The organism is Anaerobiospirillum sp. NML120511, from assembly GCF_023050955.1.
Classification (GTDB): Bacteria; Pseudomonadota; Gammaproteobacteria; order Enterobacterales; family Succinivibrionaceae; genus Anaerobiospirillum.
Genome location: NZ_JALKIK010000028.1, coordinates 54,904 through 68,685 on the forward strand (window position 1 = coordinate 54,904; position 13,782 = coordinate 68,685).

The window sequence follows — 13,782 nt, forward strand, 5'->3', positions numbered from 1 at the left end:
CGGGGCTGCGCTTTTATGGCGGGCTGCACTCTGGCAGGGGACTTTGTTGGTGAGGGGCGTGAGCCCTGTCCTGGTTTTGGCAGATGGCTGTGGGAGCCCTGTGGCTGATGCTGTAGACTTTACAGCGGTTGTCTACAGGAGTTTGTTGTTATGAGTGACAGTAAGACAGTTAAATCAGGTGCAAACAGTGAGGCTGCCCTCAAGGACCTGCGTTCAGTTATGCAGGGCATGACCATGCCTTACAGTGATGCTGATATGAGACGCCTTGGCCTGGAACTGCTCAATTTCGTGCTGGCAGGTTCTCAGCACAGTAGAATCAGCTCGCTCGGTGCTGATGCTTGGGCTGACGGGGCTTCAGCGTCCCATTATGCTGATGCCTGTGGTTGTGACGATATGGAGTGCTGTGGTGATGAGGACCTGGTTGATATGGAGCTTGATGACCGCTATCAGGACTATGCAAGCTGCTTTGGCAGTGAGGCAACAGTATCTCCGTACGACTGTCTGCACGGTCAGCTGCTCGAAGATATAGACAGGGTAATTGCGTTCTTCTTTGACTACTATGGCCTTGCTCATGAGGGCCGTTCAGCTGGTGCCAAAACTACGGCCTTTGGCTACCATGCTCTTGATGTGATCCTCTATATCTCCTATCTGCAGAATCGCAATGCAGCAGTTAACCTCGAGTCACTGCCTGTCAACTGGGCTGAAACACTGCCGGTCAATCTTTCAACTACATGGCTGCTTGACGAGTTTGAGGAACAGCCACGTGAAGATTATCAGCAGATGCCGTCACTGGAGCTTGATCGACGTATGGACCGCATGGACCTCCTGCGCAATCTGTCAGATGAAGACAGAGCACTGCCGCTGCGCGAGTATATCTATGAGCAGATAGTAGAGGACTTCAAGATTCTTGCACGACTTTGCATAGAGCGCTGTGTTTCTCTGCGTGACGCCATGTACTGACCGGGTGACCTTTCATATCCGGATATTGAGAGTGCCTGGTCTTAGGTCTTTATCCTAATCTTCTTAGCACACGCAGCAATATGTACTTCTTTGCTTCACCAATATGACAAAGGGCAGCCTCAGGGCTGCCCTTTGTAATTGCAGGATCTGAAAAAGATGCAGTGGTTTAGACAGTACTTTACAAAGTATTTTAGTTTGTTACAGCCTGGTGATCTGGACCTGATTCATGTGAGCGGCCTGCGGAGAGTGATGTTGGGGGTATAGCTTGCAGAGAGCTCTGGGCAGGGACATGGTCATTGCCATGGTCATTACTATGGGTGTGCGTTGTCGATCATCCTGCTCCTGGCAGGCAGGCTAATGCTTTACTTGGGGAACTGTACTTCTCTTTGATGCAGGCTTGTGAGCTTGTTGCATGCATGCATGATGTTGATGGCTGAAAAATGCAGCTGCATTTATGTTGTTGTCCTGGTGAGGGTATCAGCCCTTGATCTGTATGCATGATGCCTATTACCAGGTTACTGTTGCATGGATTAATGCATAAATTCTCTGTTTGCGGTGCGCTGTGATGTCGTTTTGAGTCTGCTGACGTAGCTCTGGAGCTGTGATGGCTGAAATTTAAGGTGTTGTGAAGGCTGTTTTATCAGCTTTATTGCAAGTCTTTGATATTGCTTCGACTTGTATACATGGTGACGTCGCGGTGAGCGGTACTTTTGGAGCTGTTATAGCGGGGCAGTGAGCTGATGGGACTTGATGCAACACTGCCCGCCTGTCCAGGCAATGCTCTTGCTGGCTTTTCAACCATATAATGCTGGTACTGAAAGTACCGGTTTGCTGGCAAAAATGCTTCAAAAAGTATCATTTGAGGAGCTGGAATGGCGGTATGAGGCAGGAGTTCTGGCTGGGGTGGTACGGGAGTATGCACCGGATTAAGGATTTAATAAACAGGTTAAATATCGTGCTTAAGGCATGAATTTGGCTGGCATGGGTGCTGTTTTTTCATAATGGTAACAGTTTGGATGTATGGCTTTTTATGGTACGGGCTACTGCAGGACTATTTGTGGGGTTATAGTTGGACAAAAAGTCCTGGTAAGTTGTCAGTTTGTCAAGATATGGTCTGAAAAAATGCGGGCAGTTTTGAGTTAAGAAATGGTACTTTTGGTGCTTGTATTTTGGACATCATTTACGTGGCTGCTTGTATACAAGATTACTGTGCATGGCATATATACAAGGCTTACATGGGAATTAACAGACTGCCTTTTATCATCGAGTGGACGTCATGGAGGGAAATCTTAAGTCGATAATGTTTTTCAAAAGGTGATTTTCAGACAAAAATCGACACTTTTTCGGGGCCACGGACGTGATTTCTCTGGTAATAGCAAAAAAACTGTGCGCTGCTTCATAGATTTTTATCTTTTTGACGAGCGTGGGATCCATATCTCAATACGCTCAAGTCTGATGCAAAACCGTATCAACTAATAATCTGACGCAGCATATTTTCAATACACTGAGCACACAGTTTAGTTAGTTCAATGCAAATATGAGGTGCATGATAATGAACAAGGAAGATGTCAAGTTCCAGGAGTGTTACAAGCTTTTCATCGGTGGTCAGTGGGTTCCAGCCTCTGACGGTGCCACTTTAGAGAGCCGCTGCCCAGCTGATGGTTCTTTACTGGCCAAGTTTGCCGATGCATCCAAGGAAGACGTCGATGCAGCAGTAGCTGCCGCCACCAAGGCTTTTGAGACCTGGTCCAAGAGCTCTGCCCGTGAGCGTGCTGATGTATTAAACAAGGTTGCTGACATCATCGATGCCAACGCCAAGGAGCTTGCCTTAATCGAAACTCTCGATAACGGTAAGCCAATCCGTGAGACCCTGGCCATTGATATCCCTTACGCTGCCAGACACTTCAGATACTTTGCAGGCGTTATCCTTGCTGAGTCAGGCGAGTCCAATATCCTCGACAACGCATTCCTTTCTGTAACCCTCCGTGAGCCAATCGGTGTTGTAGGCCAGATCGTTCCTTGGAACTTCCCATTCCTGATGGCCGCCTGGAAGCTCGCTCCAGTTCTCGCTGCCGGTGACTGTACCGTATTCAAGCCATCCTCCACCACTTCCCTGTCTGTACTGCGCCTCGCTGAGCTCGTACAGGATGTAATCCCAGCTGGTGTATTCAACGTAGTAACCGGCCGTGGCTCCAAGTCTGGTGACTTCATGTTACGTCACAAGGGCTTTGCCAAGCTGGCCTTCACCGGATCTACCGAAATCGGCCGTGACGTTGCCATCGCAGCTGCTGAGCGCCTGATTCCAGCCACCCTCGAGCTGGGCGGCAAGAGTGCCAACATCATCTTTGACGACTGCCGTATGGAGCAGGCCCTCGACGGCGCTACCCTCGGTATTCTGTTCAACCAGGGCCAGGTATGCTGTGCCGGTTCCCGTATCTTCGTACAGAAGAGCATCTGGGACAAGTTTGTACCAGAACTCATCAAGCGCTTTGAGTCTGTAAAGGTAGGCCTCCCATGGAAGGAGTGCACCATGATGGGCGCCCAGATCGATGAGAAGCAGCTCAAGGACATTCTTGAGTATGTCCGCATCGGTAAGGAAGAGGACAAGGTTGAAGTTCTGACCGGTGGTGAGCGTATCACCGAAGGCGAGCTGGCTAACGGTTGCTTCTTACGTCCTACCCTCCTCAAGGGCTGCAACAAGTGCCGCGTAGCTCAGGAAGAAATCTTCGGCCCAGTTGCTGTAGTAATTCCTTTCGAGACCGAGGAAGAAGTTATTGCCATGGCTAACGACTCCATCTATGGTCTGGGTGGCGCTGTATTCTCCACTGACATCAACCGTGCTATCCGCGTAGCCCGCTCTGTACAGACCGGCCGTATGTGGGTTAACACCTACAATCAGATTCCAGAAGGTTCCCCATTCGGTGGTTACAAGGAGTCAGGTATCGGTCGTGAGACTGACAAGATGGTTCTCAACCACTACACCCAGTGCAAGAACATCCTCATCAATCTGTCTACCGAGCCAACTGGCTTCTATCCAGCCCCATAGTAACAGGCACCTCAAGCATCTGTTATCAGCATGCTGCCCATGGATCCCCTGCCGCTCTGTCCAGCGCAGGGGAGCTTTAAATACAGGAATGCAAAACCTGACATGGGCCGCATAAACGGATGCATTTTCAGGGCGCGGCTGCTCAAAAGGCCGTGTGATACCAGGGGTATCTGTGCAGGTATCCCGGTTTGATGAGCAGTCCCCCTTTTTCCTCAATTATCTGGCTCAAAGCCGTACCGTCACCAGACTGTACGGCTTTTTCGATTTATGAGTCACCAGTTCACGCAAAAACTGTGAACATCAGATTGTCCTTTCAAGGGCTGCTTTCCCTGTATCCTGCCTCTAATGCCGTTCCACCAGCTGTGCCAGCTTATTTCACTGTCTACGTCATCAAGGTATGAAAGTGGTCTCAGCTCACGACTCACCAATAAGCAGAGCTAAGCCCTTCTCGAGCCTGTAATCTCCATTTGGCGTTTCAATCGCTCATGCCTGCCAGCCCGGCTGCCTTGCTGACCGGCTGCCCGTCCTGTCTCGCCATCATTTGTGTCAAAGAGCCAAATCTGCCTCCTATCACACTTATCCTGCCCGATATAACCTGCCTTATGTTTCCAGGGACAGCGTACCCAAACAGCGCAGTTCCTTATCCGCCCTGTACTTTGCCTGTCAGGGCAGCAGCTGCTCACAATTTGTGATCCTCAACCGGGCACCGTACCTTTCAGATAGCTGATCCTTGTCAATGAGCTCAGCCGAAGAGCTTACTAAAGTGCTGGCAAATTGAGAACTGTGCCCCCTCCCTTTGGCAGTAACCACTGACATCCTTATTCCCCGGCATCACATGGTTATGAACATGGCTCTGCCAACGGCCCTGCCCACGGCCCATTGCATACGGAACTGCTGATAATCAGCTTGATGGCTGAGATTGACCTTCAGCAATGTCGTGACCGGCCTTGTCCTGTGGGAAAGATCAGCATTAGTCATGTAAGGGCAAAGGTGCCGTCAGCAGAGGACATTATGACTGGCAAATCCCTTAGTTATGCACTTTATGCACATCAAAGAGCATAAGTGCAAAACTGGCAATGAGCCGGAAAAGAGCTGTGCTGTACAGCTGTTAGGTGTACTGCAGCTGTATATGCCATCTGCTGCCTGTACATCATTGCCTGCGCCCATCATGTCCTTGAGACTCACCACTGAAATTATGTGAGTGGCTGGCCTCAAGATAGCGACTATTACCAGCCGTCCTTTCCCTTTCCCTTTCTGCACTCTGCAGCAGCTATTGCATACCCCCATTGCTTTCAACTGCATTGGTGTCTCTCTGATTAGGGGAGAGGCTTGAGGCTTAGCCATGGGCTCTTTGAGTCACAGCCATGGTCATGACGTACTCATATTGTTCTTCATTGGAAAGATGTGAGATCGAGTTACAGGAATAGAGCTTCTGCAGGCTGATTTAATCCGATGGCCTTTGAATTTAAGGCCTTTTCACTCAGTAAGTGCCCTCACAGCTGTTGAAGGTTTCATAGCGGCTGTGGGACCAGTCAGCTACATGGCTGTCTGTCATCGAATCCTTACATCATTGCATTGGCCCGGCTATCCATGCTCATGTACTTACTGATGTGTTGCTCCTTTTCAGCAGGCACGGTGCAGTATAAGCACTGCCTGTCAGGGCCGGGGATGGCGGGGAGCAGGCCGTTGCGGGGAGAGTGGAAAGTAATGGAGTGTAGTGGACTGTAGTGAAGAGGAATGGAATGGGATTGGATGGGGTGAAGTGAGGTTGAGTGGAATGGAATGGAATGGGATTGGATTGGATGGGGTGAAGTTAGGTTAGGTGGAGGGTAAAGGACAGTTATGTGCAAGGTGATGATATGGCAGCCAGCAGAAAGGTAATACCCTATCCAGGAAAAGATGATGGCCGTCAAATATGACCATAATGGCAAATGTCATCAAAAAGATTCTCTTGGCCCTACTTTGTCTTTACCTGTAATAGTAACCGTTTTAGAAAGCATAATAATGCAGCTTTAAATGTAAGGAGTAATTAGGGATATGTACGTATCTTATTATATGGCAGGATCTGTCTAATTGGTGGTAATGATGTTGATATGGGGTGTTTTTCAATGAAAATGCTGTGGTTCAGGCATGGTTTTACCGTTTTTCAAGCAATTATGAATGGTTAACGCGGATAATGCGATACCAGACTTTACAGCTCTGTCATGGGATTTTATGGCTTAACTATACATTTTAGATTGTATAAAGATACATTCTAAAACAATGCAGTATCCTGATGTGGGTGCCAGTTGCCATGGATGATCATGGTCTATTGTAAACCACATGTGTTGGCTGGGGCGTCAGCTGCAAACGTGTCATTAGAGCCTCTTACTCACTGCACCCCAAGTGGCCAATTGTGCCCATGGAAAGAGTAAGTGCTGGATCAGTGGAAGGGTCAAGGATGGGGCAGGTCTGGGCAATATTAGCAGCTACGTTGAAAGTAATGATTCTGTGCGGAGACTGGAGCAATGACATGCTTTGAGTTTTGGGATGCAGCTTCATTGTGCCGGATCCATTATGTTCTGTGGCCAGATTTGCTTATCAGGTCATTTGGGCAGGTCATTTGGTTAGAGCCATGGAAGGACATTGGTGATTATCTTATAGCATCGCCGTCAGGCAGGCAGGTCACAGACCGGGGCATAGCATTGCCACTGGCGGCTAATGCAGCTGCTGGAGATGCACTGGTACTGGCAGGCCTGAGCTCTGTATCTGCGCATGGCAGGGAAAGGTTCCGGGGCAGGGCCTTGCTTAGCCTTGCTGTGCCTGGATGCAGGTATATGCTGGTATGTTCCGGGGCTTTACCTGCTGTGCCCGGCTGGGCCGGGATGCAGGTATGTGCCGGTATGTTCCGGGGCTTTACCTGCTGTGCCCGACTGTGCCGGGATGTGCCGATCTGGGCGGGATGCGCAGATCCTGTTTTTATGGCTTTTGAAGTGAAAAAAGCTGCAGGGCGGTCCCGGCAGCTTTAGATGCGGTGAGTCTGTTAGCAAGGCAGGCTGCTTTGGCTGGATGGAGGATGCTGCAGCCTGCCTCTTTCTTATGGTTGAGTTGTCAGATTAGAGACTACAGTAAGGACTTGTAGAGCTCACGAATCTCGTATACAGAGGTTTCACGTGGGTTGCCGGAGGTACATACGTCGGCAAATGCGCTCTCAGCCAGGAGGTCGAGGTCCTCTTCCTTGGCGATGCCGTGCAGGCTCTGAGGGATACCTACATCCTTTGAGAGCTGTACTACGCAGTCGATAGCAGCCTGACGGTACTGTTCCTGGTGCATCTTATCAACATCGGCTACACCAAAGGCACGGGCGATTTCACGATACTTCTCACCGGAGTAGTCAGCGTTGTACTTCATTACGGTAGGGAGGATGATGGCGTTGGCAACACCGTGTGGAGTGTTGTAGGTTGCACCTAATGGGTGAGCCATACCGTGTACCAGACCCAGACCTACGTTGGAGAAGCCCATACCTGCCAGGTACTGAGCAAGAGCCATACCCTCACGGCCTTCCTCAGTGTTGTTTACAGCACCGCGTAAGTGCTTGGAAATGAGCTCGATGGCCTTGATGTGGAGCATGTCAGACATATCCCATGCAGCCTTGGTGATGAGACCTTCGATAGCGTGGGTTAAGGCATCCATACCGGTAGCGGCGGTCAGGCCCTTAGGCATGGACATCATCATATCAGGGTCAATAATTGCTACGCAGGACATAGCGTTGGCGTCAACGCATACGAACTTACGGCCACGGGCAGTGTCGGTAATTACGTAGTAGGCGGTAACTTCAGAACCGGTACCGGCGGTGGTAGGAACGGTGTAGAGAGGTACAGTTGGGTTCTTGGTTGGGGCCATACCTTCGAGGGATACTACATCAGCAAACTCAGGGTTGGCGATGATGATACCGATACCCTTGGCAGTATCCATTGAGGAGCCACCACCTACAGCGATGATGTAGTCAGCACCAGAGGCCTTGAATGCCTCAACACCGCTCTGTACGTTCTCAACAGTTGGGTTTGGCTGTACGTTGGAGTAAATCTCGTATGCTAACTCTGCCTCATCCATCAGGTCGGTGATCTTGTTGATAACCTTGTGCTCTACCAGGCCTGGGTCAGTACAGATGAAGGCTTTCTTGTAGCCGTGCTGCTTAACCTCAGGAACAATGTGCTGGATAGCGCCTTTACCGTGATAAGAAACAGCGTTGAGAATAATACGATTAGCCATAAATCAATCCTACTTTATGTCGTTGAGAGATCCACTGCGCTCTGAGCAGACCTGCTGCCGTTTGCTCGGCGGTAACTGTTTTGTCATCTGAGGCGGAAGTTTGCAAAGCGCCCTGGATGCCGTTGAGCAGTCACCATGTCTGTCCGGTGGTAAATGGAAGTACTCTCTGATACTTGATAGCCTGCAAGTTCACAACCCACGCACCGCAGGTATCAAACTCCAGATTTTGTTTAGCCGTCCGTGACCGGGCGGTTGGCGACCAGACTGACAGTGTCTGATCAAAGAGCTTTTGAAATCGGTAATGCTTTTGAGGTAATCCCGGTCCTTACAGTGACCGGCTTTTACTGATGTTCCTGCCCGGGCGTGTCGTGCCTTAATCAGGCAGGCAGTCTTTCCTTACTGCATGCTTCAACTGAATTCTTTACAGCCTGTGTCACAGTGTTTTATCTGTGCTGTGACAGGGGAGGAGCCTTTACCCTGCTGTCAGGTCGGAAACAGCGTTTCCGGGCTGGTCTTTCATCGTCCTTGCCTGCACTACCGTTGCGGCAACTAAAATCACCTGTCTTTCGGTTGTGCTTTTGCTCTGGTTATTCTGTGTTTAAGGACCCGCTCTGTTGATATGAGCCTGTGGTCTCTGTTCCTTTCGGTGCCGTCGCCACCGGTGTGGTGGCCCTCTGGATGACCGTCGGGAGATTCACAAAGAATTCAGCCGGCTTTGCATGCACTTTAGACAAACTGCCTTAAGAACAATCAATTTTCATTTCACCTTTGCCGGGCTTGCTGGCCTGTGAGGCCGTCCCTGCATCGGTGTGGCTTAATTTTTTCGGATCGCACCTGGTAAAAATGGTAAAAAAGGATCGCGCATTGGTAAATTATTTTGATGGTTCCACGTGGGAATGCGCTTTCCTGCAATTGATTAATCTGATTTAAAAAGTGCTTATAACTGGGATCCATGGGTAGAAATGTCAACGATGCATTTATATTGGTACCCGGTCACGGAAAAACGAGATGTGGATTTGATTTTGCCTGTAGATACGTTTTATCACCTGATTTTTGCATCTGGAAATTATCAACAAAAGGCTTCAAAAAGCCCGTAGGTATGCGCCTTACGAGGCTTTTTTCACTGTGAGCTGCTTCTTGTTTTACGCACAAAAATACGCCTGCAGGGCTCAAAATATAAGACATACTGTCACTTGACCAAAAGTACTGTAATGGCGGCACAACCATCGCCGCAATATCCCTTATATACGCTCATATTTACAAGTTTATAGTAGTGAGTGTACTCCCGGACTGAAAATACCATTATCCCTTATCTGTCTGTTTTGTCGTGTCTGTAGAAAAACTACACTATATTAAACTCATGCTGCATCATTTACCTGAGCCATACAAAAAGCCACAAACAGCAAACACTGATAATCAGACAGCCCACGTCTGCAAGAGCTCAGGCAGCTGCCCATAGCTGCCACATCATTAAGCCGCATAAATATGCACGAGCACGGCATAAACCTCCTCAATCGTGCGTAAAGCTCATAAAAATAACGATTGTTTACATGCCATCACCAGAAGGGCACGAGATCTTTCATACATAACATCCTGCCATTTGCTGCGCACCCCATGACTCTTCCAGCAACATTGCAACCAGCAAACGCTACGCTGCCTCAGGAAAAAGCTGCTGATAAAGGCGTTTTTGCAGTCACTTCAAAAATGCACTGTAGTGTCCTTACATGCATTTTAATGATTTTTGTAAGTTAAGCGCAGTCCCAAAAACACCCTTTACAACCCCAGTCCCTCCAACTGCGCACAGCACTGCTTATCCCGCTGGACGCCACCCTCAACAGCCGCTACTCCATCAGATCTCTGGCCCCTTGCCTTGCTGCTCCTCGCTGTCGCTTTTCACTGTCGCTCTCATTATCACAGCCGTAAGCTGACCATTCGCAGTTCCATGCAGCTGGCAGCCAAGAAATACGCCCGCCAGATGCCATCGGCAATACTCAGCAAGCAAGCAAGTAAGCAGGAAGGAGGCAGTCGAGCAGGCAGGGAAGTAGGCAAGCAAGTAAGCATGCAAGCGAGCCGACCTGATGTGCACTTTGCTCTTAAGGCACCCTAAAACCCATTCTCATTTGCAGGAGTGGCAGTAATTCATCAACATCCAGCAGACTGACTGGATCTCAAACATCAAATTCATCCTTAACACCAGACAATCCTGCTTATTGAATATAGAGCAATGGTTCAGCCCTAAGAGATACTGAATACAGCATCGAGACATGTGCTCTATAAAAGAGTGAGTGCACCATGCCGCAAGAGCGGAAAACTGAATTGAGCATTACTGCGTCAGCCATATGCCATAACCAGCATGGGAAGCTGCAGGTAGATGCCATATGTAATCTGCCCTGAGCCCCACCTTTCAGGTGGGAGGCACATGAGATTTAGCTTTGCGCTCCGTTTAAAGTGGCACTTCGAGGAACAAGCTGACACCAGTGAGGGACACTCATTAAGCATTAAGGACATCCCCTTTAGGGATATGGTGCCAGATTGCACAGGCGACCCTACTATCCTCAGCCTGCACGGCAGCATCAGCCCTGGCGTCTCCTTATACCTGAAGTTTTGAGAAGGCAGCTGAAGATGCATTACAGCTCTTTTCTCCAGCCAGATCTTTATCAGTCAGTAGCCTTTTGCTGGATTGGGGTAAACCTTACAGCGTAGTAGCTGCCAGCTATTTGCAAGGCTGGCCTGGCTATAGTTGCACGTTCATCATGTGCAGCCGTGCCAGGTATGACAGAGTCGATGCTGGCAGTCTTCCGGAGCATATTGAAAATGCACAGGCTTGCTCAGGTATACGTACACCTGCGTATACCGAAGGTATAGAGACATGATTGATACAGGTGCTGTCACATGGATGGTTACCAGTACATGTGCTTAGATAGCCACAGAGAGAATAATTGCTTTGCCTCGATAAGACAGAGATTGGGGCTGAAGTTGAAAAGAGGCTGTGATGTAGTGCTGTAGCAGAAAAAACATGCTGGTCTTAGATAACCTTGCTTATGCATCGGTCGATAAGGAGCTGACAGCCTCAGTCAGCATGGCCGAAACAGCAGGCAGGGCACAGCTGGGCATACGTGGCATGGCTGCCCAGCAGTTCGGACACAGCTGGGCGGATATGACAGGGCGGACACGGCAGTTCGGACACTGCAGGGCAGATATGACAGGGCGGACACGTCAGGGCAGATATGGCTGGGCAGACGTGGCAGTGCGGACAATGCAGTTTCATCAGTCGGTGACTGCTACATAAAGAGAAGGTCCCTGCTTCCGGTAAAAGGGGTGACGCTAAAGGGTTGCTTCATCCATGTGCGGTGATGTTCAGCGTGGTGAGGACATGCAGCCATGGAGCTGGCAGGCTTCATGTAATGTGTCTGGTCATCCGCCATGCTTTTTACCGTTTCCTATTGTTGGCGGCTCAGCTGGGGCGCATTGCACTGTGTCTGCTGCACGGTGATGCGCAACATCATTGCAGATTACCGGGAGGTAACGTCTGGCAGGGCTGCGTTTGATACATGGCATTTTGGCTGTCTAATATTGGAGCAACACTTGGTGACCAGTGATGGTCAGAAAGCCTTATATATAGGATATGGTGTATTACTAGGATCCTGATAATTTTTGCTCAAATGCACTTTTTGCTGCATTTATGGTGGTGTTTTTGGTGCTTTATATTGTCAGAAGCCTGATAGTAACGGGCTTTGAGAAAAATCTGTGTGCCAGATCAACTTTCTGCCAGTTTTTGATGTGCTTGTGATCTGGGATCCAAATTTATTTACAGATATGAAAAAGCGTATCAGATTGCCCCGTAAAATCATGGCTTATCAATTACACTTTCTCTGCACCCGTACACAGGAGTGCCATAAGGCACACGGACACGACCATGCTTTGATCCTGACCACATCAACTTGTCCGTCAGGAACGCTTAAGGAGTTCGCTCCATGGGATAGTTTGTAAAGCGTTTCTGTCTTTGTGAATGGGGGCCTGAGTGCTCAGTCCAGCTGAGCAATCTGTCCCTGGACAGTTCTGACCCGCTGTCCAGAACAGTCTTGCCGGGGCATGCTTTGCTTAGTGCATGCTTCCGGCAGTATTAAAACAGGCATACATTCTGTTAATCCGACATAAGGACTGTTAAGACAAACATAAGGATTTACTAAATTTGCTGCTGACATGAGCACACTCAGCATATCGCGGCTCTGACCGGCTCTGTTATGAGTATGTTTTCATGCCCTGAACATGATTAAGGCCCGAGCAGTGTCCATGCTGTGAACAGCTTTCTGTGTATCTGTGCCAAAGACACAATGCCAGAGAGGCATGTTGCTGTGCTGCAAAGTCGAGCCTTTATCCGCCGGTGCACAGGTCTGACCGACTGACAGCATCAGTCGATAAGAGCTTTACTTTACACCTGGCTCTAAGCCGTCAATGAATATCATCAGGGCTCATTGCCTGTACGCAGCGTCTGATATACCTGCATCCCATCCCAGGGAAAGCAGGCAACTAAAGTTTTTCATTGTGTTGTACTGGCCTCGATCGATAACACCGGGGCCAGATGCTTCAGATTTAGTATTGACCGGGGTAATTGATACCGGTCAGTACTGTTCAGGGACTGCCGCGACCACTGGAGGCCCTGATCGTTGTTCCTGGCAAATATGCAGAGGCATGGTGTCATAGACGTTTCGGCGCAGGCACAGCCCCTCTTCTTGTCCAGGGGTGAGAAAAGCCGGCATCAAAATGCCATTCCTGATAACCGCTGCCTGACCTGCAGATGCGTTATCTTGCTGCAAATCTCATCACTGCAGACATCTCTTCCATATCACGGTGTCTGGACTTTATTTCAGGAGCGCATCAGGCGTAGCATACTGGCTGGCCGATTCTTTCTGCCAGAGCGCCAGCAGTATCCGCTTGTAAAGGCTTGAGTACTCATCTGACCGTGAGTCCTTGCCGACCTCTATATCCTTGTACCATGGCAGGCGTATTACCTTGTAGTGCGCCTGCTTTTCTTTTTGACAACCATCATCAATCCATCAATCCCACCACCAATCCATTCACACACAAATCAATCAACTGTCTTCAGGTTGCACATAACCAGTACACAGCCTGTCATCAGCTCCGTCATCAGACCTGTTCCTGCCAAAATCTGCTCTCAACTGTGCAGAGACGCGACATGCAGTCGAACTGCATGTGGATTCATGCCCTGCTGTAGCGTTGCAAGCTGCACGGCAGCATACATGGCAGAGCCTTATGCGCATGCCTTTGAATATTCAATACATAACGTTATGCAAAGTATATTATGGTAGCTTTGCTAAAGTTGAGTGACTGGTCATGGTGAAAGTGTCAGTGACTATGCCAGCATCAGGTACGGACATACTATGCTGTGCCATAACAAGAATTCAGGGAATAGAGGGCAGAGAAAGAATGTGGAGAATATGGCTGAAGTAATTGGAAATATACGGAACCGTGCCATGAAATGATGGGAAGAGAAGTAATGGAAG

The 13,782-nt window shown here is 49.2% G+C and carries 4 protein-coding genes; 2 read left to right on the forward strand and 2 right to left on the reverse strand.

Annotated features, from left to right (window positions below; translation table 11 throughout):
* Window positions 1-150: 150 nt before the first annotated feature.
* On the forward strand, window positions 151-960 hold the full coding sequence (locus tag MXE39_RS08640; protein ID WP_246978249.1) for a hypothetical protein: 810 nt from the start codon (window positions 151-153) through the stop codon (window positions 958-960).
* A gap of 646 nt (window positions 961-1,606) precedes the next feature.
* Here the strand turns inward: MXE39_RS08640 and MXE39_RS08645 are convergent.
* Complete coding sequence (locus tag MXE39_RS08645; protein ID WP_247073987.1) at window positions 1,607-1,819, reverse strand: hypothetical protein; 213 nt, start codon at window positions 1,817-1,819, stop codon at window positions 1,607-1,609.
* Window positions 1,820-2,512: 693 nt separating this feature from the next.
* On the opposite strand from MXE39_RS08645, the gene MXE39_RS08650 reads away from it, so the two are divergent.
* Entirely contained in the window at window positions 2,513-4,006 is a 1,494-nt protein-coding gene (locus MXE39_RS08650) for an aldehyde dehydrogenase family protein (RefSeq protein WP_246978248.1), read from the forward strand.
* A 3,102-nt stretch (window positions 4,007-7,108) separates the two neighbouring features.
* Here the strand turns inward: MXE39_RS08650 and fucO are convergent.
* Entirely contained in the window at window positions 7,109-8,257 is a 1,149-nt protein-coding gene (gene fucO, locus MXE39_RS08655; protein WP_246978247.1) for a lactaldehyde reductase, read from the reverse strand.
* Between the last annotated feature and the right edge of the window lie 5,525 nt (window positions 8,258-13,782).

What these genes read in the sequence shown, in the direction of transcription:
- fucO (WP_246978247.1), bottom strand. Translation starts at nt 8,257, where the DNA reads ATGGCTAATCGTATTATTCTCAACGCTGTTTCTTATCACGGTAAAGGC.
- MXE39_RS08640 (WP_246978249.1), top strand. Translation starts at nt 151, where the DNA reads ATGAGTGACAGTAAGACAGTTAAATCAGGTGCAAACAGTGAGGCTGCC.
- MXE39_RS08645 (WP_247073987.1), bottom strand. Translation starts at nt 1,819, where the DNA reads ATGATACTTTTTGAAGCATTTTTGCCAGCAAACCGGTACTTTCAGTAC.
- MXE39_RS08650 (WP_246978248.1), top strand. Translation starts at nt 2,513, where the DNA reads ATGAACAAGGAAGATGTCAAGTTCCAGGAGTGTTACAAGCTTTTCATC.